Source organism: Sulfitobacter sp. M85, assembly GCF_029285915.1.
GTDB lineage: Bacteria > Pseudomonadota > Alphaproteobacteria > Rhodobacterales > Rhodobacteraceae > Sulfitobacter > Sulfitobacter faviae.
The window spans coordinates 287,266-310,052 of record NZ_JABECQ010000005.1 but is presented as its reverse complement, the minus strand read 5'-3'; the positions used below and the strand labels follow the sequence as shown (position 1 = coordinate 310,052).

Annotated in this window: 20 protein-coding genes; 7 read left to right on the top strand and 13 right to left on the bottom strand. The window is 63.7% G+C overall.

The window, feature by feature from the left end; translation table 11 throughout:
- Positions 1–10 precede the first annotated feature (10 nt).
- Positions 11–1,681: a DNA repair protein RecN gene (recN, locus tag HKX24_RS12255; RefSeq protein WP_271693390.1), complete on the top strand. Its 1,671-nt coding sequence runs from the start codon at positions 11–13 to the stop codon at positions 1,679–1,681.
- Positions 1,682–1,743: 62 nt separating this feature from the next.
- Positions 1,744–3,429 carry a chloride channel protein gene (locus HKX24_RS12250; RefSeq protein ID WP_067263270.1) on the top strand — a complete coding sequence of 562 codons (1,686 nt, stop codon included), beginning with the start codon at positions 1,744–1,746 and terminating at the stop codon, positions 3,427–3,429.
- Positions 3,430–3,436: 7 nt separating this feature from the next.
- Here the strand turns inward: HKX24_RS12250 and HKX24_RS12245 are convergent, their stop codons facing one another.
- From HKX24_RS12245 to HKX24_RS12225, 5 genes are all read right to left on the bottom strand, one after another.
- Entirely contained in the window at positions 3,437–3,781 is a 345-nt protein-coding gene (locus HKX24_RS12245; RefSeq protein WP_271687713.1) for a DUF427 domain-containing protein, read from the bottom strand.
- A 30-nt stretch (positions 3,782–3,811) separates the two neighbouring features.
- A complete protein-coding gene (locus HKX24_RS12240) occupies positions 3,812–5,602 on the bottom strand; it encodes an aminopeptidase P family protein (protein ID WP_271693391.1) in 1,791 nt (596 codons plus the stop codon).
- Positions 5,603–5,644: 42 nt separating this feature from the next.
- Positions 5,645–7,522 carry a cobaltochelatase subunit CobT gene (cobT, locus tag HKX24_RS12235; protein ID WP_271693392.1) on the bottom strand — a complete coding sequence of 626 codons (1,878 nt, stop codon included), beginning with the start codon at positions 7,520–7,522 and terminating at the stop codon, positions 5,645–5,647.
- 105 nt (positions 7,523–7,627) lie between these two features.
- Complete coding sequence (gene cobS, locus HKX24_RS12230; RefSeq protein ID WP_276154033.1) at positions 7,628–8,614, bottom strand: cobaltochelatase subunit CobS; 987 nt, start codon at positions 8,612–8,614, stop codon at positions 7,628–7,630.
- A gap of 131 nt (positions 8,615–8,745) precedes the next feature.
- Positions 8,746–9,372, bottom strand: coding sequence for a J domain-containing protein (locus HKX24_RS12225; RefSeq protein WP_168612010.1), 627 nt, complete (start codon positions 9,370–9,372; stop codon positions 8,746–8,748).
- 77 nt (positions 9,373–9,449) lie between these two features.
- Between HKX24_RS12225 and HKX24_RS12220 the strand changes: the two genes are divergently transcribed.
- Positions 9,450–9,707, top strand: coding sequence for a BolA family protein (locus HKX24_RS12220; RefSeq protein WP_067263286.1), 258 nt, complete (start codon positions 9,450–9,452; stop codon positions 9,705–9,707).
- Between the two features lie 9 nt (positions 9,708–9,716).
- On the opposite strand, the gene HKX24_RS12215 is transcribed toward HKX24_RS12220, so the two are convergent.
- The 4 genes from HKX24_RS12215 to HKX24_RS12200 all read right to left on the bottom strand — a co-directional run bounded on the left by HKX24_RS12215 (position 9,717) and on the right by HKX24_RS12200 (position 13,692).
- Positions 9,717–10,205, bottom strand: a complete 489-nt coding sequence (locus tag HKX24_RS12215) for a DUF4177 domain-containing protein (protein ID WP_271693393.1) — start codon at positions 10,203–10,205, stop codon at positions 9,717–9,719.
- A gap of 45 nt (positions 10,206–10,250) precedes the next feature.
- Positions 10,251–10,736 carry a thioesterase family protein gene (locus tag HKX24_RS12210; protein ID WP_271693394.1) on the bottom strand — a complete coding sequence of 162 codons (486 nt, stop codon included), beginning with the start codon at positions 10,734–10,736 and terminating at the stop codon, positions 10,251–10,253.
- Positions 10,733–12,346, bottom strand: a complete 1,614-nt coding sequence (gene gatB / locus HKX24_RS12205; protein WP_271693395.1) for an Asp-tRNA(Asn)/Glu-tRNA(Gln) amidotransferase subunit GatB — start codon at positions 12,344–12,346, stop codon at positions 10,733–10,735. The genes HKX24_RS12210 and gatB overlap by 4 nt, the downstream gene beginning before the upstream one ends.
- Before the next feature lie 71 nt (positions 12,347–12,417).
- Positions 12,418–13,692 carry a hypothetical protein gene (locus HKX24_RS12200; RefSeq protein WP_271693396.1) on the bottom strand — a complete coding sequence of 425 codons (1,275 nt, stop codon included), beginning with the start codon at positions 13,690–13,692 and terminating at the stop codon, positions 12,418–12,420.
- 252 nt (positions 13,693–13,944) lie between these two features.
- Between HKX24_RS12200 and HKX24_RS12195 the strand changes: the two genes are divergently transcribed.
- The gene (locus tag HKX24_RS12195; protein WP_276154032.1) at positions 13,945–14,685 is read left to right on the top strand and encodes a transglycosylase SLT domain-containing protein; all 741 of its coding nucleotides are present in this window, start codon (positions 13,945–13,947) and stop codon (positions 14,683–14,685) included.
- Position 14,686: 1 nt separating this feature from the next.
- Here HKX24_RS12195 and HKX24_RS12190 read toward each other — a convergent pair whose 3' ends face one another.
- Both HKX24_RS12190 and pepN read right to left on the bottom strand, forming a co-directional pair.
- Positions 14,687–15,118, bottom strand: coding sequence for a hypothetical protein (locus HKX24_RS12190; RefSeq protein ID WP_271693398.1), 432 nt, complete (start codon positions 15,116–15,118; stop codon positions 14,687–14,689).
- Positions 15,119–15,140: 22 nt separating this feature from the next.
- Complete coding sequence (gene pepN, locus HKX24_RS12185; protein ID WP_271693399.1) at positions 15,141–17,699, bottom strand: aminopeptidase N; 2,559 nt, start codon at positions 17,697–17,699, stop codon at positions 15,141–15,143.
- Positions 17,700–17,802: 103 nt separating this feature from the next.
- On the opposite strand from pepN, the gene HKX24_RS12180 reads away from it, so the two are divergent.
- The 3 genes from HKX24_RS12180 to HKX24_RS12170 all read left to right on the top strand — a co-directional run bounded on the left by HKX24_RS12180 (position 17,803) and on the right by HKX24_RS12170 (position 21,121).
- On the top strand, positions 17,803–18,027 hold the full coding sequence (locus HKX24_RS12180) for a hypothetical protein (RefSeq protein ID WP_271693400.1): 225 nt from the start codon (positions 17,803–17,805) through the stop codon (positions 18,025–18,027).
- 90 nt (positions 18,028–18,117) lie between these two features.
- Positions 18,118–20,280 carry a malate synthase G gene (locus HKX24_RS12175; RefSeq protein ID WP_271693401.1) on the top strand — a complete coding sequence of 721 codons (2,163 nt, stop codon included), beginning with the start codon at positions 18,118–18,120 and terminating at the stop codon, positions 20,278–20,280.
- A gap of 58 nt (positions 20,281–20,338) precedes the next feature.
- Positions 20,339–21,121 (top strand): gamma-glutamyl-gamma-aminobutyrate hydrolase family protein, encoded by a 783-nt coding sequence (locus HKX24_RS12170; protein WP_271693402.1) that lies wholly within the window; start codon positions 20,339–20,341, stop codon positions 21,119–21,121.
- Positions 21,122–21,269: 148 nt separating this feature from the next.
- Here HKX24_RS12170 and HKX24_RS12165 read toward each other — a convergent pair whose 3' ends face one another.
- Together HKX24_RS12165 and HKX24_RS12160 are read right to left on the bottom strand one after the other, a co-directional pair.
- Positions 21,270–21,857: a transposase gene (locus tag HKX24_RS12165; protein WP_276154031.1), complete on the bottom strand. Its 588-nt coding sequence runs from the start codon at positions 21,855–21,857 to the stop codon at positions 21,270–21,272.
- A 44-nt stretch (positions 21,858–21,901) separates the two neighbouring features.
- Entirely contained in the window at positions 21,902–22,654 is a 753-nt protein-coding gene (locus HKX24_RS12160) for an SDR family oxidoreductase (protein WP_271693405.1), read from the bottom strand.
- Between the last annotated feature and the right edge of the window lie 133 nt (positions 22,655–22,787).

Below are 22,787 nucleotides of genomic sequence, written 5' to 3'. Positions count from 1 at the left end.
ACGGTTCTAGATGCTGCGCGGACTTGATATTTCAGACATGCTGATCATCGACCGGCTGGAGCTTGGCTTCCAGCCGGGGCTGAACGTGCTGACCGGTGAGACGGGCGCGGGCAAGTCGATCCTATTGGATTCGCTCGGCTTCGTTCTGGGCTGGCGCGGGCGTGCCGATCTGGTGCGCCAAGGGGCAGAACAGGGTGAGGTGACCGCTTGGTTCGATCTGCCGCCCGGCCACCCGGCCCATGCGGTGCTGGAAGAGGCGGGACTGCCTGCCGGAGACGAATTGATCCTGCGCCGCATCAACACCTCCGACGGGCGCAAGACCGCTTGGGTCAATGACCGTCGCTGTTCGGGTGAGGTGCTGCGCCGCCTGTCGGAGACATTGGTGGAACTGCACGGCCAACATGATGACCGCGGCCTGCTGAACCCACGCGGCCACCGTGCAATCCTCGACGACTACGCCGGGAATGCCCGGGCGATTGCCAAGCTGCGCGAGGCGTGGAACGCCCTCGGCGCCGCCCGCAAAGCCGCCGCCGCCGCTGCCGCCGAACGCGAGGCCATCGCCGCTGAGGAAGAGTTCCTGCGCCACGCCGTGGCTGAGTTGGACAAGCTTGACCCCGAAGCGGGAGAGGAGGCCACCCTCGACACCCGCCGCCGCCAGATGCAGGGGGCCGAGAAAATCCGCCGTGATGTGGTCAACGCTTATGAGTTGTTGGGCCAAGGCGGGGCAGAGACGGCCATGGGCGACGCGCTGCGCTGGCTCGACGGGGTGGCCGACAAGGCCGAAGGCGCGCTGGAGGGCCCGCTCGCCGCGCTCAACCGCGCCATGGTGGAATTGGACGAGGCGATGTCCGGCGTGGCCGATGCGATCGACGGCATGTCGTTTGACCCCTATGAGTTGGAAGCCTGCGAAGAGCGGCTTTTTGCAATCCGCGGCTTGGCGCGCAAACATGACGTGCAGCCCGATGAACTGGCCGGTTTCGCCGACACGCTGCGCGCCAAGCTCGACGCGCTCGATGCAGGCGAAGCGGCGCAGCAGGGGCTGGAGAAAGCCGTTCGCGATGCGCAGGTGCTTTACGACGAACGGGCCACCGCGCTGACCGAGAAGCGCCGCAAGGCCGCAGCCAAGCTCGACAAATCCGTGGCGGCAGAGCTTGCCCCGCTCAAGATGGAGCGCGCGGTTTTCCAGACGCAGTTGACCGAAGAACCCGCAGGCCCCGAAGGGCGCGATGCGGTCTCCTTTACCGTCGCCACGAACCCCGGCGCGCCTGCCGGGCCCTTGGGCAAGATCGCCTCGGGCGGGGAACTCAGCCGGTTCCTCTTGGCGCTGAAGGTTTGTCTGACCCAGACCCAATCCGGCCTCACCCTAATCTTTGACGAGATCGACCGTGGGGTAGGGGGCGCCACCGCCGATGCCGTGGGCCGCCGCCTGAAGGCATTGGCCGCCGAGGGGCAGGTCTTGGTCGTCACCCATTCGCCGCAGGTCGCAGCCCTTGGCGCGCATCACTGGCGTGTGGCGAAATCGGTGACCAAGGGCATGACCACCTCCACCGTCACCCCCCTTGCCGCCGAAGAGCGCGTTGATGAAGTCGCCCGAATGCTCGCGGGCGATACGATTACAGATGCGGCCCGTGCGGCGGCGGAGGCATTGCTCAACGGGCAACAGGGCGCGACGACTTCTTAAATGGCGGTTTTACCCAAGGTCAGCTTGCCCTAGACAGAAAGGGTTCAACTGGTCTTAGTCCCATGCCTTCGCAAGATAACGCTTTCTTTTCCCAACAACTTCAGCAGGCGCTCGGCGGCTGCAAACAGGGCTGGACGGTGCTGCGCACCCGCGGGCCGGGGAAGGTCACATTCTGGTTTATCGCGCTGCTGGTGGGCATCGCCGCGGGCTTTGCCGCCCTGTTCTTTCGCAAGGGGATCAACTGGTTGCAGGCCACGCTTTACGGTACGGACGATGTGCAATTCCTGCACAGTTTCCTTGCCGGGCTGCCGTGGTATTGGGTGGTGCTGATCCCGACCTTGGGCGGGTTGCTTGTGGGGTTGATCTTGCACCGTTTCACCCGCGACGGGCGCGCGCGCAGCGTGGGCGATGTGATCCTCGGCGCCGCCATGCACGACGGCCGGGTCGAGACCCGTGCCGGGGTGGCCTCGGCCCTGGCCTCGCTCATCACCCTGTCGACAGGCGGCTCATCGGGGCGCGAAGGGCCGGTGGTGCATCTCGCCGCCGTGATCTCGACCAAGGTCAGCCGCTTCATCAAGGCCGATGGGATCACCGGGAGGGACCTGCTGGGCTGCGCCGTGGCGGCGGCGGTCTCTGCCAGCTTCAACGCCCCCATCGCTGGCGCGCTCTTCGCGCTCGAAGTCGTGCTGCGCCACTTTGCAGTCCACGCCTTCGCCCCCATCGTCATCGCCTCCGCCGCGGGCACGGTCATCAACCGGCTGGAGTTCGGCGGGCTCACGGAATTCGTCCTGCCCGGCCTTGGCGACGTGCAATTCTACGTCGAACTGCCCGCCTTCCTGCTTTTGGGGCTGACCTGCGGTCTGGTGTCGGTCGTGCTGATGCGCGCGATCTTCTGGGCCGAGGATTTCGGCAACTATCTGCAAGCCCGCACCGGCCTTGCCCGCTGGCTGCGCCCAGCGGTGGCGGGGGCGATCCTTGGGGTCATCGCGCTCTGGTTCCCGCATATCATCGGCGTGGGCTATGAGACGACCTCCCGCGCGCTGGTCGGCGAGCTGGTGCTGCACGAGGCGATCATCTTTGCCGTGCTCAAGGTCGCCGCCGTGGCGATCACGCTCGGCGGGCGCATGGGCGGCGGGGTGTTCTCGCCCTCGCTGATGCTTGGCGCCTTGACCGGGCTTGGCTTCGGGATCATCGCCACCGGTGTCTTCCCTGAGATTTCGGGCTCGTCCTCGCTCTATGCTCTGGCGGGGATGGGCGCGGTGGCCGCCGCCGTGCTGGGCGCGCCGATTTCGACCACACTCATCGTATTTGAGATGACGGGCGACTGGCAGACCGGTCTGGCCGTGATGGTCGCCGTCAGCATGTCGACCGCGCTGGCTTCCCGGCTGGTCGACCGGTCCTTCTTCCTCACCCAGATGGAGCGGCGCGGCATTCATCTGGCCGCCGGTCCGCAGGCCTATCTGCTCTCGATGTTCATGGTGGGCCGCATCATGCGCCGCCCCGATGATGAAGACGCGGCTTCGGAAGACGCCTGTTGGGACTTGATCGACAAGGGCACCTATATCGACGGCAGCGCCACGCTAGAGGCCGCCTTGCCGCTGTTCGATCAGACCCATTCCAACTTTATCCCGGTGGTCACCCTCAGCGCGGATGCGCCGCCCGAATTGCTGGGCGCGCTGTTCCATGTCGATGCGCTGAAAGCCTATAACCGCGCCCTCGCCGCCACGGCAGCTGAGGAGCATTCCTGAGCCGCGCTCAGATCCGTTCGATGGCGATTTCCTCCATCGGGGTGAAGGCCAGATAGCCCTTGATCTCGGCCACATCCGCCTTCGGGTCTTCATAAGACCAGACGGCGTCTTGCAAGGTCCGGCTCTTGGTCACCACCGAGAAATAGGTCGCATCGCCCTTATGCGGGCAATGGCTGGTCTTCTCAGTGCCATCGAGGAAAGCCATGGCGATGTCGCCACGCGGGAAATAGATCACCGGCGGATAGTCCCCCTCGCGCAGTTCCAGCGCGCCCGTGGACTCGCCCAATACGGCCCCGCCAGCGCGAACAACCCATGTGCCCTCAGCCGGAGTAATCTTGATATGGTCGGCCATGCCGTACCCCCCTTTACTTAAATCGGACGCTCACAGGGGCGCCGTTGCCACATCCAACCACAGTTTTGTAACAGGTGATACCCGCGGCCCGATCTTTTCCGCCACGTCGCGGTGATAGGCGTTGAGCCAGTCCCGCGCCTCGGGGCTGAGCGCCGCCACAGCAATCAGACGCCGATCAATCGGCACCAGCGTCAGCGTGCGCCAATCAAGCATCTTGCGATGCGCGTCCCCGCCGGGCAGGGCGGGGGCTTCTTGCACCACCAACAGGTTCTCGATCCGAATGCCAAAAGCCCCCTCGCGGTAATAACCCGGCTCATTGCTGAGGATCATACCCGGTTCCAGCGGCACATGGCTCATCCGGCTCAACCGCTGCGGCCCCTCATGAACCGACAGATAGGCGCCCACCCCATGGCCCAAACCGTGATCGAAATCCTGCCCCGCCATCCAAAGCGGCAAACGGCCCAGCATCTCGATATCCCGCCCTGCGAGCCCGCGCGGCCAGCGCAGGCGGCTCATGGCGATCATCCCTGAAAGCACCCGCGTGAAAGCCGCGCGCGCCTCCTGATCGGGACAGCCGATGGCGATGGTGCGGGTGATATCGGTAGTGCCGTCCAGATACTGACCACCACTGTCGAGCACCAGAAGATGCCCGTCCTGCAACACGCTGTCGGTCTCTTCATTCACCCGGTAATGGATGATCGCCCCGTTTGGCCCGGTGCCCGAAATCGTCTCGAAACTGATGTCACGCAGGGCAGGATCCCGGCGGCGCAGCGCTTCCAACTGCTGTACAACCTGCGTCTCGGTAACCGTGCCGGGCGTCTGCGCATCCAGCCAAGCGAGCAGCTCGACCATCGCGGCACCATCGCGCAAATGCGCCTCAGCCGCCCCGGCAATCTCGGCGTCATTCTTACAGGCTTTGGGCAAGGCGCAGGGGTCTTCACCAGCCTGCGCCCGATCCCCCAGCAAATCCGCGAACAACAGCGGGGCCGACTGCCGATCAAGCCGCACCGGCCCGTCGATTGCGCGCAGGTAATCGGGCAGCCCCTCAGGATCCCGCTGCACCACCTCTGGCCCCAGATGGTCCTCCACATCCACCAGTTTCTCAGCCGCCATGAACAGATCGACCCGCGCATCGTCATGCAACACGGCAAACCCATGCGCCACCGGGTTGCGCGGAATGTCTTGTCCGCGAATGTTCAGCAACCAGTTGTGGCTGTCGGGCAGGGTGATCAACGCCGCCTTCTGCCCCGCCGCGCGCAAATCCGCGGCCAAACGCCGGCGCTTGGCCTCATGGCTTTCCCCGGCAAAACGCTCAGGATGCGCCGCCACCTTGCCCATTGAGGCATCGGGTTGGTCTTCCCAAATACGGTCCACCATATTCGAGACGCGCCGCATCTCGATCCCGGACCCCGCCAAGGCCTCGAACAAAAGATCCATCTGCGCGGGCGTATGCAACATCGGATCGAAACCAACCACACCGCCCTCGGACAATTGATCCTTCAGCCAATCGGCCAAAGACACCTCGGGCCAAGGCACCGGGGTAAAGACATCCGCAACCTGCGCTTTGACCTGCGTCCGATAGCGCCCGTCGATGAAAACCCCCGCCACATCGCGCAGCGTCGCACAGAACCCGGCAGAGCCGGTGAACCCCGTCAGCCAAGCCAGCCGATCATCCCGCGGAGCGACATACTCACCCTGATGCGCATCGGCGCGCGGCACGAGAAACCCGTCCAAGCCCGCCGCCTGCAACTCCGCCCGCAGCGCCGCCAAACGCGGGGGACCCTGTTCCGGACGCGCGGTGACCTCGAAACTCTGGAACACGCGGCCCCTCCTTCATCCTTTTTCAAATACCGATCCGACGGTTCAGCCCACGCGGCGCATGCCCATGACACGCGCCCGTTTCCGCGGATCGCTGTCAAACAGCGCTGCAAGCTGTTCCGTCATCGCCCCGGCAAGCTGATCCACATCCGTGATCGTGACGGCGCGGTCGTAGTAGCGCGTCACATCATGGCCGATGCCAATCGCCAACAACTCCACCGCGCGGCGTTTCTCGACCATGGCGATCACGTCGCGCAGGTGTTTTTCCAGATAGTTGGCCGGGTTCACCGACAGGGTGCTGTCATCCACCGGCGCGCCGTCGGAAATCACCATAAGGATCTTGCGCGCCTCATGCCGGGCCAGCATCCGCCGGTGGGCCCATTCCAGCGCCTCACCGTCAATGTTCTCTTTCAGCAGACCCTCTTTCATCATCAGACCCAAGTGGTCGCGCGTCCGGCGCCACGGGGCGTCGGCGCTTTTGTAGATGATGTGGCGCAGGTCGTTCAGCCGTCCGGGCTGGGCGGGGCGGCCATCGTTCAGCCAAGCCTCGCGGGCCTGCCCGCCCTTCCAGGCGCGGGTGGTAAAGCCGAGGATCTCGACCTTGACGTTGCAGCGCTCCAGCGTGCGGGCGAGCACGTCGGCGCAGATCGCGGCGATGGAAATCGGGCGGCCTCGCATCGAGCCGGAGTTGTCCAAGAGCAGCGTCACAACAGTGTCGCGGAACTCGGTGTCCTTTTCGATCTTGAAGCTGAGCGGCGTCGTGGGGTTGGCCACCACCCGCGCCAGACGGCCCGCGTCCAACGTGCCCTCTTCAAGGTCGAATTCCCACGAGCGGTTTTGCTGCGCTTGCAAGCGGCGTTGCAACTTATTCGCCAGACGGCCCACAGCGCCTTTCAGCGGCTCGAGCTGCTGGTCCAGATAGGCGCGCAGGCGTTCCAATTCGATGGGTTCGGCCAATTCCTCGGCCCCGATCACCTCGTCATGCTCGCCCTGATAGACACGGTATTCCGGGTCGGCGTCTGAGACGGGCGGCGGCGGCGGCGGGTCCATGGGGGCGTCGCCCTCGGGCATATCCGCTTCGTCGCCCAGCTCCTGATCGGCCTCGTCGTCCATCGAGACCTGCGCCTGACTTTCGTCCTGCTGCTGCTCTTGGCTGTTTTCGGGCGTGCCTTCGGCCTCTTCCTCGTCCTGATCGTCTTGGCCGGTGCTGTCGGGATCCTGCTCTTCTTCGGTGCCCTCTTCGGCCTGATCCTCTTGATCCTCGTCTTGGCTGTCGGGATCGTCGCCCAACTGATCGCCATAGCCGAGGTCCGAGATCATCTTGCGCGCCAGCCGCGCGAAATCCGCCTGATCGGCAAGGCTGCCGTCGATCCCCTCAAGGGTGCCGCCGGCCTGATCTTCGATAAAGCCGCGCCAGAGTTCCATGGCGTTCTCGGCCCCTGCGGGCAGGGGGCGACCGGTGGCCATATGGCGCACCATATAACCCGCCGCGACCGAGAGTGGCACGTCGCTGGCCTGTTTGGCCTGATCGTAGCCACGGCGCAGGGCCTCGTGCTTGATCTTGACGTCGATGTTGCCGGCGGTGCCGGGCATGTCGCGCGCGCCCATGGCCTCGCAACGCGCGGTCTCCATCGCCTCATAAAGCTCGCGCGCCATGTCGCCTTGCGGCGCATAGCGGGCGTGGGTAGCGGCATCATGGTAGCGGCGGTTCAGCGCCAGCGCATCGGCTGTGCCGCGCGCCAGCAGCACCTCTTCGCGGGTCATCCGGCGGCTCACTTGCGGCAGGCGCATCGCGTCGCCCGAAAGCCCTGAGGGGTCGACCGAGTAGCTGACCGTCAGCTCGGCGTCGTCGGCCATGACCTTGGTCGCCTCGGCCAGCGCCTTTTTGAACGCGTCAGCGGGGTTGTCGCTTTGTTTACTCATGCCGGTCCCCTTGTCTGTCAGGCAGGCGCGCGTCTGGGAAGGGCAGGGCGCCTTTGCGTGCCGAAACGCGTCCTGCAGGGCGGCGGGCGAACCCGCCGGGGCGGCTTAGCCCAAGCTCAGGCTGGCCGCGCTTTCGGGCAGTTCCTCATCGAACAAACGCTGATAGAACTCGGCCACGGTCTGGCGCTCAAGCTCATCGCATTTGTTGAGGAAGGACAGCCGGAAGGCATAGCCTACGTTGCGGAAAATCTCGGCGTTCTGCGCCCATGCGATCACGGTGCGCGGGCTCATCACGGTCGAAAGCTCGCCATTCATGAAGGCGGTGCGGGTGAGGTCGGCCACGGTCACCATCTGCTTGAGGGTCTTGCGGCCCTTCTCGGTGTTGTAATGCGGGTTTTTCGCCAGCACGATCGCGGTCTCGGCGTCGATGCTGAGGTAGTTCAACGTGGCGACAAGGCTCCAACGGTCCATCTGCGCTTGGTTAATCTGTTGGGTGCCGTGGTAAAGGCCGGTGGTGTCGCCCAAGCCCACGGTGTTGGCCGTGGCGAAGAGGCGGAAATAGGGGTGCGGGGTGATGATCTCGTTCTGATCCATCAGCGTGAGCTTGCCGTCATGCTCCAGCACGCGCTGGATTACGAACATCACATCGGCGCGGCCTGCGTCGTATTCATCAAAGACAATCGCGGTCGGGTTGCGCAGGGCCCAAGGCAGGATACCCTCGCGGAATTCGGTGACCTGTTTGCCGTCGCGCAGTTTGATCGCGTCTTTGCCGATCAGGTCGATCCGGCTGATGTGGCTGTCGAGGTTGACGCGCACGGTGGGCCAGTTCAGCAGGGCGGCGACCTGTTCGATATGGGTCGATTTGCCCGTGCCGTGATAGCCTTGGATCATGACGCGGCGGTTGTGGCTAAAGCCTGCGAGGATCGCCAGCGTGGTGTCGGGATCGAACTTATAGGTGCTGTCGATGTCCGGCACGCGAGAGGTGCGCTGCGGGAAACCCTTGACGACCATATCGGTGTCGATGCCAAAGACATCGCGCACCGAGACCTCTTCGGTGGGTTTCATGTCATGTTCCAGTGCACCGTCGGCCATCGCTCGTCATCCTTTTCCTTAGGCGCGCGGTCGGGGCCGCGCGCGTATCTGGTGCAACATATCGTGCATATCCGCAAGGGGAAGGGGGCAACTGGCATTATCCGCAACCGGCCGCTGGTCCGGTCGCGGGATCAGTCCTTGAAGTTGCGGCTGCCTTTGATCTGGTCCCATGCCCAGACGACCAGTTGCAACTGCTCTTCCTGACTGCGGTCACCGCCGTTCATATCGGGGTGCAGCACCTTGATCAGCGCTTTGTAGGCTTTGCGGACCTCGGGCTTTGTCCAAGTGTCCTTGGCCTCGAGAATCTCGATCGCGCGGCGTTCGGTGGGCGGCAGGCGGCGGCCCGCTTGCTGACCTTTGCCGGGGTTCTGGGTCGCGTTCTTGCCCAAGACCTGATGCGGGTCTTCGATGCCAAGACGGGCCCATGCGCGCTGCTCGGGGTCGCCCAGTGGTTTGGTGGTGCGCTCCCAGACCTTGTCCTTGGACATCTGCGCGTTCATCTCGGCCTCGGTGGTGCCGTCGAAGAAACTCCACTTCGCGTTATATTCGCGCACATGTTTTTGGCAGAACCAGAAGTAGTCATCCAGCACATCAGGCGCTTTGGGCGCGCGGAACTTGCCCGGCTCGTCGCAGCCTTCGTGGTCGCAAATCCGGGTCGAGGTTTCCGACGCACCGGACATGCCGCGGCGGCCGCGGGGGTTTTTCTTTTTGGAGGACGACACGGACATGTCGAATCCGAAGGGATCAGGTTTTGGCATGTGGATAGACCTTTCCGACTCAGGCCGGTCACCATATACCCTGCGTCGCAGGATTGAAGGGGGCCGGGGGTAAAAACATGTCCACAACACAAGAGATTTCGGATCGGCTGGAAGCCGCTTTTGCGCCGCGTGAACTGGAGGTGGTGGATGACAGCGAAAGCCATCGCGGTCATGCCGGATTTCAGGAGGGGGGCGAAAGCCACTTTAACGTGCGCATCCGGTCAGAGCGTTTCAAGGGCCAGAACCGGCTGGCGCGGCACCGGGCGGTGCACAGCGCCTTGGGGCCGGACCTGATGGGGCGCATTCATGCGCTGGCGCTTGATCTGGACGAATAAGCGCCGCGTTCAGGGCTTTGTTTTATCGTCGTCTTCGTCGCTGCCCTGCGGCGAAGCTTCATCCGCCGAGGGGCCGGACAGAAACGCAGGCGGCGTCGCCGCTTTGGCGGGTTCCTCTTTCGCGGGCGCGTCATCCTCGGGCGTGATGGAGGCGGGCGCATCGGCCTGAAGCGCGGTGTCTTCGCCTTCGATCGTGGCGGCCAAGGCAGGCGTTGCGGTAGCAGTGGCGGGCGGCAGCAGATCGCCATCCTCTTGCTGGCCCGCGGCGGTCGCCAAGCGGCGGAACACCAGCACATTCCGCCATTCCGTGGTGGTCGAGGTCAGACCCGACCGCTCTTGCGAAGGCAAGGTCTCGGCCCGCTGGTATTCCCAGCCCTCGGCGGCCTGTTCGTTCAGGCATTCTTCCAAGGTTTTGGCGAAACGCGCTTCGGGGGCTTTCAGACCTTTGGCTTTCTGCCCTTTGCTGGGGGCGGGAAGGATCTTGTATTCGTAGCGCATAGGGGCCTCGGCTGGGTTGGCGACATAAGCCGCGTCAGGTGAGTTTCAGGCGGATTTGCGGCGGATGCCGATGCTGCGACCGGCCTGCGCCGGTTTGGGCAGTTTGGCATGGCTGCGGCGCATCGCGTCAAGACGGGTCAGGATATGGTCCGGCATGGGGGCCACACGCGGGCCGGACTGGTCCACATGCAGCGTCAGCCCCTCGGCGGTGGCGGCAAGCCAGCCGTCGACGTGCCACAGTTCCTGAAAGCTGTGAAACCGCTTCTCGTCATGGTTGAGCAATTGGAAGGTGGTATAGACGCGGTCACCCTCATGCAGTTCGCGCAGGTAGCGGACGTGGAATTCAGCCACATAGGTGGTGCAACCCGTGCGTTGATACTCCGGCCCCAGACCGATTTCGCCATAGGCTTGGTCAACGCCCTGATCGAACAGGACGTTGTAATAGGCCATGTTCAAATGGCCGTTAAAATCGATCCATTCGGGGAGAACCGTCATCTCGCCCGAACGGAAGGGGGCCGGGGTGTCGCTCATTGCTGGGCGAGCTTGCGCGACACGATTTCGTTGACGGCCTTGGGGTTGGCCTTGCCGCCCGTGGCCTTCATCACCTGACCGACGAACCAGCCCGCCAGCTTCGGGTTCTGCTGGGCCTTTTCGACCTGCGCGGGGTTGGCGGCGATGATCTCGTCCACTGCCGTCTCAATGGCGCCCGTGTCGGTCACCTGCTTGAGGCCCTCAGTCTCTACGATCTCTTCCGGCTCGCGTCCTGTTGTATACGTGATTTCAAAGACTTCCTTTGCGATCTTGCCAGAGATCGCATCCGAGGCGATGAGGTCAACAATGCTGCCCAATTGCGCCGGGGTGACGGGGCTTTCGGTGATGCCCTTGTCGTCTTTCTTCAGACGCCCGAAGAGTTCGTTGATGACCCAGTTCGCCGCAGCTTTCCCTCTCTTAACGAGTTCTGATGCCGAAATTGATGGTTTTGAACTAAGGGTGGTCGCTACACCTATGGCATTCGATGGAATTGAACTTTTTGCGTCTTCAGGAACTCCGGCTAAAACAGCTTTCTCAAAGAAATCCGCGCTGTCGAGATCGGCGGTCAGCACGGAGGCGTCATAATCCGACAGGCCGAAGTCTTTGATGAAGCGGGATTTCTTCTCGTCCGGCAGTTCCGGCAGGTTGGCTTTGATATCGTCCACCCATGCCTGTTCGATTTCCAGCGGCAGCAGGTCGGGATCGGGGAAATAGCGGTAGTCATGCGCCTCTTCCTTAGAGCGCATGGAGCGTGTTTCCTGCTTGTCGGGGTCGAAAAGGCGGGTTTCCTGCACCACCTCGCCACCGGCTTCGACAATCGCGATCTGGCGTTTGGCTTCGACTTCGATGGCCTGCTGGATGAAGCGCATGGAGTTCATGTTCTTGATCTCGCAGCGGGTGCCGAGATGCGAGAAGTCCTGCGTTTCCTGATACTTCTCGTATTGCCCAACACGACAGACCGAGACGTTGACGTCGGCGCGCATCGCGCCCGACTGCATGTCGCCGTTGCAGGTGCCAAGATAGCGCATGATCTGGCGCAGCTTGGCGAGATAAGCAGCGGCCTCCTCGGGTCCGCGGATGTCGGGGCGGGAGACGATCTCCATCAGGCAGACGCCGGTGCGGTTGAGGTCGACGAAGGACATGTTGGGGTCCATGTCGTGGATCGACTTGCCCGCGTCCTGTTCCATGTGGATGCGCTCGATCCGGACCAAGCGCGCGGTGCCGTCGCCCAGTTCCACCAGCACTTCGCCTTCGCCCACGATGGGCTCGTAAAGCTGGCTGATCTGGTAGCCCTGCGGCAGGTCGGGGTAGAAGTAGTTTTTGCGGTCGAAGGCGGACTTCAGGTTGATCTCGGCCTTGAGGCCCAGCCCCGTGCGCACCGCCTGTTCGACGCAATATTCGTTGATCACCGGCAACATGCCGGGCATCGCGGCATCGACGAAGGCCACGTTGCTGTTGGGCTCGGCGCCGAATTTGGTGGAGGCGCCAGAGAAGAGTTTCGCGTTCGACGCGACCTGCGCGTGCACCTCCATCCCGATGACCAGTTCCCAGTCATGTTTGGCACCGGCAATCACGCGCGGTTTCGGGGTGTCGTAACTCAGATCAAGCATCGCGGCCGCCTTCGGTCAATTGGAACTTGGCCGGTCATACTGGAGCGCACCACGCGCTTCAAGAGGCAGGCTTAGCCCGGCACGGCAATCTGGCGGCGGCCTTCGGTGAAAATGACCCGTTTGCCCGCTTCGATCTCACGTTGGAACAGGCCGGTGATGATGCGCATGGCCTCGTCCCGGCCCGAGGCGGCGAAACGCCGGGCAGAGCGGACGCGCAGGTTGTTGTCAAAGCCGCGCGCGGCATGGGCCCAGAGCATCGGGTGCAGTTCCGTCATGTGGTCGCGCACGATCCAACGCGCGCAATCGGCGATCTCGGCCCGGACGGCCCCGGCGGCATCCGCTGTCTCTGCCGCCTGACCGATGGCGCTGGCGCAATAGGCGGCCAGCAGGTTGGCGGTATGCGGATCGGGGCGGCGGGCGAGGATGTCGTGCAGCCCTTCGATGAAAAACGGCACGTCAAGATTGGCACAGGCCCGCGCATCGCAGCTGATCGCGTCGAATTGCACCCAAGTATAGCCGCCCGCGCCCCATGTCTCTTCGGTCCGCGCGGCAGTGCGACGGGCTTCGAGTTCGAGTTGGTCATATGAGCCATGCCACCTTGGCAGAAGGTGGTTGCCCATGGCCCGCATGGGGCGCGGGTTTGCGGGGTTCAGGTCGATGAGCCGCGCGTAGCGGTCCGCCACGGCGCGGGCGTCACCGCCGGTTCCCCCAAGCAGGGCACAGTGCGTCGCCGCGAGCAGGGGCGAGGCAGCCATGTCCTTGTCGAATGGTGCGAGGATTTGCTCCGCGCGTTCAAAATGCGCGGCGAAGGCCGCATGGTTGCGGGCGGGCACGTCGCTGTCCCAGCCCGTGCCGCGCCACGCCCAGCCGATGTCCATATGCGCCTGCGCCACGATGGCGGCGATCATGGCGCTCCCGGCGTGATCTTCCAGCACATGTTCCAGCGCTTCGATCCCAGCCATCAGGGGCGCGTCACTGGCCGGTTTGCCGTCGTAAAGCGCGTGTTCCGCGGCGAGAATCACATCCGCCCGTGCGCCAAAGGCCATCAGCTCGGCCACCGGCATCGCACCCGGTGTCATCTCGCGGTGATCGTCGGCTTCCTGCAAAAGCTCTGCCATCTCCTCCCAGCGTTCTTGGCGGACCAGCCATTGCGCGCGGTACTGGTGACGGTCGCGCTGCATCTCTTCGGCAGTGGGGTCGGGGCAGGAAATGCGCAGCAGTGCGTCGCGCGGTGCACGGCGGCGCAGGAGCGGCATTTCCAGGGGCTCGAACTCGGGCGCTTGCGGTGCGGGCTTGGCAAAGAACCCTTGCAAGGCGGACGGGATCATATGCGAGAGTTTCTTCATCTGGGGCCGGTCCTGCCTGCTGTTTGTCGATGATTTAGGTTTGACCGGGCAATGGGGCGGAACCGTGTCCGGCGTGCGGAGCTTTCGGGAAAATTCTGCAGCGCAGTCGGGCAGGCGGGGGCAATCCTTCGCGACAATCCGGCGGCGCGGCGGGCGCTGTTTCCCGATCAGAGGAAATCTGCCGATCCCGCGCCCCTGCCGCGCTTGCCAAGCGCGTTTTGGGGCGGTCTTATGCGCGCCATGAAACCTGCTATGATTGCCCTATTGCTCTGCGCCGGCCCCACCATGATTTGGGCCGAATTGCCCAAACAGCCCGCCCCGGTGGTGGAGGTGGATAACGTGGTGCAGACCGCCGCCACGTCATTGTCCTTCCCCGACGAGGTCGAGGCCGAGGACGAACCGCCCGCGCTTGAAACCGCACCCTTCACCACAACGCTGCGCCCGCCCGCGCGTCCGGGCAACCTGCCGCGCACGCGCTGGCAGCATATGCGGGGGCATTCGCTTTGGACCCGCGCGGCGATCTCGGCGCTGAAGTCCCACGGCAAGCCCTTGGTGGATATGGTGCCCGGTGATGTGGCGGAGTGGTGCCCGGCCTATCCCACGGCATCCGACAGCCAGCGCAGGGCCTTTTGGGTCGGCTTCATGTCGGCGCTGGCCAAACATGAAAGCACCTATCGGTCTTGGGCCGTGGGTGGCGGGGGCCGCTGGTATGGGTTGTTGCAAATCCTGCCGGGCACCGCGCGGGGCTATAAATGTAACGTCGGCAGTGGGGATGCGCTTAAGAACGGGGCCGCGAACCTGAGTTGCGCGGTACGGATCATGGCCACGACCGTGCCGCGCGACGGGGTGATCGCCGGAAACGGGCGGCGCGGCGTCGGGGCCGATTGGGGGCCGATGCGCAGCGCGTCCAAACGGGCGGATATGTCTCGCTGGCTCCGGCGGCAGTCCTATTGCAAACCGTTGAACGCGACTCGACCCCGCAGCCGTCCCTAGATTACTGGATCAGCGTGAAGTGATGCCGTTCCGTCGTGATGCCGCGCGCCTGAAGCGCGGCTTCCAATGCGCGGTGCGGCGGGGTGGCCTCAAAGGGCAGTTTGATCTTGCGCCCGGTGCGGAGAATGACCGTGGCGCGCACGGACATATCCAGGCGCGTATCGAGCCGAACCCGGTCGACCTGCGCCAGCGCGATTTTCGCATCCCGTTTGCCGGTGAACCACGACAGGCTGTTCTGGTCGAGCGTCAGGCCGCTCGCGGGGTTGCTGAAGACCTCCCATAGCGCGGGCAGGGTAAAAAGCCCCAGCAGCCCGATGATCCAGCCCGAGGCGTCAAGCCAGATCCACGCCGCCGCGAGGGCCAGCCAGATCACGGGCAACAGCAACAGGGCCGATCGGCTGCGGGCATGGCGGCGGTAGGTATAGGCCGCCATGCCCTCTGTCTGAATAGGCGTGTCAGGCACCGCGAATGCGGCTGAGCATCTCGGAGGTGTCCCGGCTGAGATCGGGGCTGGCGAGGATGCGGTCGAGTTGGGTCTCGATCATCTCTTGCCGCGCCATGTCGTAGCGCCGCCATGTCTGGAAGGCCGAGCACATCCGCGCCGTGGTCTGCGGGTTTACGGGGTCGAGCTTAATCAGCCAATCGGCCAGCAGGGCGTAGCCCTTGCCGCTTTCATGGTGGAACCCGGCGTGATGCATGGCAAGACTGCCAAAGACTGCGCGGAAACGGTTGGGGTTCTTCCAATTGAAATCGGCATGCTCGGTAAGCCTGCGCGCCACTTCGGCCGTCTCTTCCGGCGCGGCTTGGCTGACTTGCAGCCCGAACCATTTGTCCATCACCAGACGGTCATCCCGCCACTGCGCCTCAAAGGCGGCCAGCGCCTTGTCGCCTTGGCCCGCGCGCAGCAGAGCAGCGAGGGCGCTGAGTTGTTGGGTCATATTGTCCGCCTGATCGTATTGCGCCTGCGCACGCTCAGGGCCCTGCACGCGGGTGAGCAGGGCGAGGGCCGCATTGGTCAATGCGCGTTTTCCGGATTGCTCGGCATTCGGCTGGTAGGGGGCGTCGACGATGTGCTGGTCGTAAAGCTCACTCAGGGTTGAGGCAAAAGCCTGCGCCATGGCGTCACGCGTGGCCTCCACCGCCTGATGGATCGCGGCCGGGTCCGGGGTTGTGCCCGTGTCATAGAGGGTGTTGGCCAAATCCGCATGGCTGGGCAGGCCCAGCATCAAGGCACGGTAGGCGGGCTCAAGCGTCTCATCCCCGAGTACAGCTTGAAGTGCGGCAAGCCATTCAGCATCCGGTGCGCTGCCTTCGGTGATCGTCGCCAGCAAAGACTGCCGCGCCAAAGTGCGCCCGGCCTCCCAGCGGTTGAAGGGATCGCTGTCATGGGCCAGCAGAAGCAGCCGCTCTTCTTTTGAGAGGTCATGTGCAAGCACCACGGGGGCGGAGAAGCCGCGCAGCACCGAGGCCACGGGGCGTGCATCCAGCCCGTCGAAGGTAAAGCTCTGTTCGGATTCGGTCATCTCCAACACGCGAGAGGGGGCCACTTCGGCCCCATCTGTGCCGATCAGCCCCACGGTGATGGGCAGAACCTGCGGTTTCGGCTCAGGCGTGGCAGTGCTGGGCGGGGTGTGCTGGGTGAAGGTCAGCGTGAAGATGCCTTTGCCCGCATCCCAAGCCTCCACCACCGAAAGGCGCGGCGTGCCCGCCTGCGAATACCAGCGTTTGAACTGGGTCAGATCCCGGCCCGTGGTGTCTTCAAACACCTTCAGCCAATCTTCGATCGTCGCCGCATCGCCGTCGTGACGCTCGAAATAAAGGTTCAGCGCCTTGGCATAGGCGTCATCGCCCACCAAGGTCTTGAGCATGCCGATCACCTCGGCGCCCTTCTCATAGACGGTGGCGGTGTAGAAGTTGTTGATCTCCTGAAAGCTTTCGGGCCGCACCGGATGGGCCAACGGGCCTTGATCCTCGGCGAATTGGCGTGCGCGCAGGTCGATCACATCGCCGATGCGTTTCACTGCCGGAGAGCGCATGTCGGAGGTGAACTGGCTGTCGCGGTAGACGGTCAGCCCTTCCTTGAGACAGAGTTGAAACCAATCGCGACAGGTGATGCGGTTGCCGGTCCAATTGTGGAAATACTCATGGGCGATAATCGCTTCGATCCGCTCGAAATTATCATCCGTCGAGGTTTCGGGCGAGGCGAGAACGGCGGCGGAGTTGAAGATGTTCAGCCCCTTGTTCTCCATCGCCCCCATGTTGAAATCATCCACCGCGACGATGTTGAAGATGTCGAGGTCGTATTCACGACCGTAAACCTCTTCGTCCCATTTCATCGAGGCTTTGAGCGCCTCCATCCCAAAGGCGCATTTGCCTTCGTCGCCGGGGCGCACATAGAGGTTCAGATCGACCTCGCGGCCCGACATGGTGGTGAAACGGTCGGAATGGGCGACCAGATCGCCCGCCACCAGCGCGAAAAGATAGGCAGGCTTGGGCCATGGGTCATGCCACTCGGCATGGTTCTGCCCCTGCGCCACGGGATTGCCGTTGGACAACAGAACGGGATGCGGACCGTTGATGGTCACGGTGAAGACGCTCATCACATCGGGGCGGTCGGGGTAATAGGTGATTTTGCGAAAGCCTTCTGCCTCGCATTGGGTGCAATACATGCCGCCCGACATATAAAGCCCTTCGAGGGCGGTGTTGCCTTTGGGGTCAATCTCAACCTCGGCCTCCCAGATGAAGGGGCCGTCGGGCACATCGCAGGTCAGACCGCGTTCTGTCACCTTCGGAGTGACCGGCTTGCCGTCAATCTGCGCGGAGATAAGCTTGAGTTGCTCGCCATGCAGGAAAAACTCTGCCTCCTGCGCTGCCGGGTTGGGGCGAAAGGCGATGCGGCTTTTGACCCGCGTCTTATGGGGATCGAGGTCAAAGGTCAGGGCCACCTCATCCACCAGAAAGCCGAAGGGCTGGTAGTCACTGAGATAGATCGTTTGGGGGGTGGCGTCGCGCATTGGGCCTCCAGTCGCGGGAACGTAATTGGTCTGGGAAATGTTATGTCTCCAGAAGGCGGCCTGCAAGCCGAGCTGCCCCAACTTCGAGCAATGAGGTGTATCCATGTCCGCCCCCGACACCGATACCGAAACGCAGAAGAAACGTCATCGCCCCGCTTTGATCGGTATCAAAACCGCGATCATCGCAGGGGCGCTCTTGATGATTGCCGGTATCGTCTACGCGGTGTTGCAGACCACCGACCCCTCGCCGGAAGGTGAGGTGCTGCCCGTCGATGGCCCGGCGGACGCCGAGCCGGTGATCGCCACCCCGGAGCCGGTGGCCGACTAGCGCCACTACCGCCTGCCTGCCCGCGCTTGCGCCGCTTTGCCTTTCTGCTAGACCTTTCACAAAGGTATCCAGCGCGGGAGAGGGCGGAGAATGACGGGTAGAATTGACAAGAACGGTTTGCAGGTAGAGCCCGCGCTGGTCGACTTCATCGAAGGATCGGCGCTGCCGGGCACCGGTGTGGACGCGGATGTCTTCTGGGCGGGGCTGTCGGACCTAGTGCATGACCTCGGGCCGAAGAACCGTGCGCTGCTTGAAAAACGGGCCGAAATTCAGGCCAAGATCGACGACTGGCACCGCGCGCGCGCAGGCCAGCCCCATGACGCGGAAAGCTACACCGCCTTCCTGCGCGAGATTGGCTATCTTCTGCCCGAAGGGCCGGCGTTCCAGATCGAAACGCAGAATGTAGACCCCGAAATCGCGCAGGTGCCCGGGCCGCAGCTTGTCGTCCCGATCACCAACGCACGCTTCGCGCTCAACGCCGCAAATGCGCGCTGGGGCAGCCTTTATGATGCATTCTATGGCACCGATGCGCTGGGCGATCTGCCGGTGGGCAAGGGCTATGACGCGGAGCGCGGTGCACGGGTGGTGGCGCGGGCAAAAGCCTTTTTGGATGACGCCGTGCCGCTTTCGGCGGGTAGCCATGCGGATTTGGCAGGTTACCGCGTTGTGGACGGGCAGCTTGAAGCTGTAATGGCGCAGGATGCCGCGCCCTGCGGCTTAGCCGACCCGGCGCAGTTCGCGGGCTACCAAGGCGCGGCGGAGGCGCCCGACGCGGTCCTCTTGCGCAACAACGGGTTGCATATCGAGATCAAGATCGACCCCGAGCATGCCATTGGCAAGGACGACCCCGCCAGCGTTGCGGATGTGATCATCGAATCCGCGCTTTCGACCATCATGGATTGCGAAGACAGTGTGGCGGCGGTGGATGCCGAAGACAAGGTGCTGGCCTATGGCAATTGGCTGGGCCTGATGAAAGGGGACCTTGCCGAGACCTTTGAAAAAGGCGGCCAGACCGTCACCCGCCGCATGGCCGAGGACCGTCGCTATACCGCGCCCCATGGGGAGGGGGAGGTCACGCTGAAGGGCCGCTCTCTGATGCTGGTGCGCAATGTCGGCCATCTGATGACCAATCCCGCCGTGCTCGACCGTGAGGGGCGCGAGATTGGCGAAGGGCTGATGGATGCCATGGTGACCACGCTGATCGCCATTCATGACCTCAAACGCGCGGGCGGCAACTCGGTCACCGGCAGCGTCTATGTGGTGAAACCCAAGATGCACGGGCCCGAGGAAGTGGCCTTTGCCGATGAGATTTTCACCCATGTGGAAAAGACGCTCGGCCTGCCGCAGTATACCGTGAAGCTCGGCATCATGGATGAAGAGCGCCGCACCAGCGCCAACCTCATGGAATGTATCCGCGCCGCGAAACACCGCGTGGCCTTTATCAATACCGGTTTCCTCGACCGCACGGGGGACGAGATCCATACCAGTATGGAAGCCGGGCCGATGGTGCCCAAGGGCGAGATGAAGAACAGCGCTTGGATCGCCGCCTATGAGGACCGCAACGTCGATATCGGCCTCGCCTGCGGCTTGCAGGGCCGGGCGCAGATCGGCAAGGGCATGTGGGCCATGCCCGACCGTATGGCCGAGATGCTGGAGGCCAAGATCGGCCACCCCCAATCCGGGGCCAATTGCGCCTGGGTGCCATCGCCCACCGCGGCTACCCTGCACGCTACACATTACCACAAGGTTAACGTCTTGGCGCGGCAGGAAGAGATCAAAGAGGGCGGCGCACGCGCCACGCTCGACGCGCTGCTGACCATCCCGGTGATGGAAGGCCGCAACCTCAGCAGTGAGGAAATCACCCGCGAGATCGAGAACAACGCACAGGGCATTCTGGGCTATGTCGTCCGCTGGATCGATCAGGGCGTCGGCTGTTCCAAAGTGCCGGACATCAACGATGTGGGCCTGATGGAAGACCGCGCGACCTGCCGCATCTCGGCCCAAGCGCTGGCGAATTGGCTGCATCACGGCGTCATCAGCCGAGAGGAAGTCGAGGCCGCGCTTAAAAAAATGGCAGCCGTGGTGGACCGTCAAAACGCCGACGATCCCAGCTATCGCCCCATGGCACCGGGCTTTGACGGGGTGGCCTTTCAGGCGGCCTGCGATCTGGTGCTGAAGGGGCGCGAACAGCCATCGGGCTATACCGAACCGGTGCTGCACGCGCGACGGTTGGAGCTGAAGGCGCAGAGCTGAGGTTGAGACCGCGGCGCGAAGCGCCTATGTTCGGGCCATGGTGAATAAGAGGTAACTCATGGCCCGACCCGTCGTTGGTATCATTGGCAATTCCTACCTGCTGAACGATCAATACCCTGTCCACGCGGGCGGGCAGATGAACACCGAAGCGATTGCCGAGGTTTCGGGCTGTCTGCCGCTTATCGTGCCGAGCGATCCGCGCTTTGTCTCGGTCGAGGAATTGCTGGAGGTCTGCGACGGTTTCCTGCTGACCGGCGGGCGCCCCAATGTGCATCCCGAAGAATATGGTGAGCCTGAGACGGAGGCCCATGGTGCCTTTGACCGCGCGCGCGACGCGGTGGCGCTGGCGCTGGTACGGGCCTGTGTTGCGCGGGGCCAACCCTTCCTCGGCCTTTGCCGCGGATTTCAGGAGGTGAACGTCGCCATGGGTGGGTCGCTCTATCCTGAGATTCGCGATCTGCCGGGGCGAATGAACCACCGGATGCCCCCCGATGGCACCATCGAAGAGAAATTTGAACTGCGCCATGACGTGAGCTTTACCGAAGGCGGCGTGTTCCACCGTGTGATGGGCGCGTCCAAAGTGCTGACCAACACGCTGCACGGGCAGGGGATCAAGGAACCCGGCCCGCGCGTGGTGATCGACGGCCGCGCGGATGATGGCACGCCCGAGGCGATCTATATCAAAGACGCGCCGGGCTTTACCCTCGCCGTGCAGTGGCATCCCGAGTGGAACGCGGCCAATGACCCCGTATCGCGCCCGTTGTTCGAACATTTCGGCGCGGCGGTGCGGGCTTGGGCGGCGGATGGATCGGCCATGCCGGTGATGACCGCCGCGCAGTAGGACGCGGCGCCGGGGCGCGCACGTTGCACTCTCTATGACCGCGCGCCGCGCTGCTCAAGCCGCGGCAGCCTGCATCGCGACGCAGTCGTTCTGTCAATCCCCCGCGACCCCAATCGCGCCGCCAACGGATGCCTAGCCTCAACGCCTCTCAACTGTGCTGCCCGCTCAATGGCGCAACAGCTTGGGCCGCGTGATTCAGCGGCGTCACATCTTCATCCAAGACCGCGTCTTCCTCTAGTGGCCCCGCTTTCGCGTCCTGAGGTGCTGCCGGACCTGAGCAGGCGTGGCGATAGGAGCTGTAGGGCCAAGCCTCAGGACGGTCACAATAGCCTGCATGCACGGGGCTGAGGTGCACCAAACTGCAATGCCGTTCGAAATCCGCGGGGTCACGGATCCGATGCTCCCAGAATCGACGCTGCCAAATCCCTTTCTCACCCCGTTTGATCTGCCGCAGACTGCGATGCGGGGCCGGAGGGAGATGGCGGGAAAACCGCCCCTTCCACATGCCGATCCGATTGCCGTAATCGGTATCGTTCGGCGGCAGGGTCCAGACCGTATGGAGCACATCCGGCAAGATGGCGATGGCATCAATCCGGAAGGGTTTGCGCGCCAAAGTCTCACGCATCGCTTGGCGCAGGGCCGTGATATGCCGTAGCAGCGCATCATCATCGCGCCGCGCGAGGCGCAGGGTAAAGAAATAGCTGTTCGGGCCATGGGATGAAGGGCTGTCTCTCATGGCCCTGAGCTTGGCGCAGCTTGGTTAAAGCAACCTTAACGCCGCTACATTTGCCCGCCAGCGATTTCGATCGACTGGCCGTTGACGCTTTCGGAGCCTTCGCCGACCAGCCATGCCGCCGCGGCGGCCACTTCCGAGGGCGCGATCAGGCGTTTGTGGCGGTTGGCATTAACCATGACATCGCGGGCCTTTTCCTCGGACAGCCCGGCGCGTTTGGAGATCGCCTGCGTGTTGCGCGCGATGATCTCGGTATCGACGTAACCGGGGCAGAGCGCATTGAAGGTAAACGGCTGGCCCATGTAATCTTCGCTGAGCGAGCGGATCAGCCCGATCATCCCGTGTTTGGAGGCCGAGTAGCAGGCCGCCCCCGGCAGGCCGCGCAGCCCGGCCATGGAGGAGACGGCGATGACCCGGCCCCAATCGGTCTGGCGCATGGATTTCAGGCTCTCGCGGATGGTGAGAAAGGCCCCGTCGAGATTGGTCGCCATCATGTCACGCCAGAAATCGAGGTCGGTTTTATGCAGGGACCGGCCTTCTGCCACGCCCGCATTGGCCACGCAGATTTGCACCGGGCCATTGGCCTCAACCGCGCGGGCGATGGTCTCGGTGACCTGGGCCTCGTCGCGCACGTCCATCGTCATGCCGCTGATGCCATTGCCTGACACGGCGTCGAGCACCTCCTGACGCCGCCCGGTAATGGTGACCTTCGCGCCCTTGGCGGCCAAGTCCTGCGCGATGGCAAGGCCGATGCCTGTGCCGCCGCCGGTGATGAATGCGTGTTTGTCTTTCAGTGTCATAAAGCCTCCCCTTTGCGGGCAGGGTGGCGCGGAGGGGGCGGCAGTACAATAGGCAGCTTGTGATGACGGGGCGTTATGTGCGGGGCGGCTGGCACGGCGATAGGCCAAATCTTGCCGCCCGCCGATCACATTT

Coding starts and splice junctions, on each gene's coding strand:
- recN (WP_271693390.1), top strand. CDS start 11: ATGCTGCGCGGACTTGATATTTCAGACATGCTGATCATCGACCGGCTG.
- HKX24_RS12250 (WP_067263270.1), top strand. CDS start 1,744: ATGCCTTCGCAAGATAACGCTTTCTTTTCCCAACAACTTCAGCAGGCG.
- HKX24_RS12245 (WP_271687713.1), bottom strand. CDS start 3,781: ATGGCCGACCATATCAAGATTACTCCGGCTGAGGGCACATGGGTTGTT.
- cobT (WP_271693392.1), bottom strand. CDS start 7,522: ATGAGTAAACAAAGCGACAACCCCGCTGACGCGTTCAAAAAGGCGCTG.
- cobS (WP_276154033.1), bottom strand. CDS start 8,614: ATGGCCGACGGTGCACTGGAACATGACATGAAACCCACCGAAGAGGTC.
- HKX24_RS12225 (WP_168612010.1), bottom strand. CDS start 9,372: ATGCCAAAACCTGATCCCTTCGGATTCGACATGTCCGTGTCGTCCTCC.
- HKX24_RS12220 (WP_067263286.1), top strand. CDS start 9,450: ATGTCCACAACACAAGAGATTTCGGATCGGCTGGAAGCCGCTTTTGCG.
- HKX24_RS12215 (WP_271693393.1), bottom strand. CDS start 10,205: ATGCGCTACGAATACAAGATCCTTCCCGCCCCCAGCAAAGGGCAGAAA.
- HKX24_RS12210 (WP_271693394.1), bottom strand. CDS start 10,736: ATGAGCGACACCCCGGCCCCCTTCCGTTCGGGCGAGATGACGGTTCTC.
- gatB (WP_271693395.1), bottom strand. CDS start 12,346: ATGCTTGATCTGAGTTACGACACCCCGAAACCGCGCGTGATTGCCGGT.
- HKX24_RS12200 (WP_271693396.1), bottom strand. CDS start 13,692: ATGAAGAAACTCTCGCATATGATCCCGTCCGCCTTGCAAGGGTTCTTT.
- HKX24_RS12195 (WP_276154032.1), top strand. CDS start 13,945: ATGATTGCCCTATTGCTCTGCGCCGGCCCCACCATGATTTGGGCCGAA.
- HKX24_RS12190 (WP_271693398.1), bottom strand. CDS start 15,118: ATGGCGGCCTATACCTACCGCCGCCATGCCCGCAGCCGATCGGCCCTG.
- pepN (WP_271693399.1), bottom strand. CDS start 17,699: ATGCGCGACGCCACCCCCCAAACGATCTATCTCAGTGACTACCAGCCC.
- HKX24_RS12180 (WP_271693400.1), top strand. CDS start 17,803: ATGTCCGCCCCCGACACCGATACCGAAACGCAGAAGAAACGTCATCGC.
- HKX24_RS12175 (WP_271693401.1), top strand. CDS start 18,118: ATGACGGGTAGAATTGACAAGAACGGTTTGCAGGTAGAGCCCGCGCTG.
- HKX24_RS12170 (WP_271693402.1), top strand. CDS start 20,339: ATGGCCCGACCCGTCGTTGGTATCATTGGCAATTCCTACCTGCTGAAC.
- HKX24_RS12165 (WP_276154031.1), bottom strand. CDS start 21,857: ATGAGAGACAGCCCTTCATCCCATGGCCCGAACAGCTATTTCTTTACC.
- HKX24_RS12160 (WP_271693405.1), bottom strand. CDS start 22,654: ATGACACTGAAAGACAAACACGCATTCATCACCGGCGGCGGCACAGGC.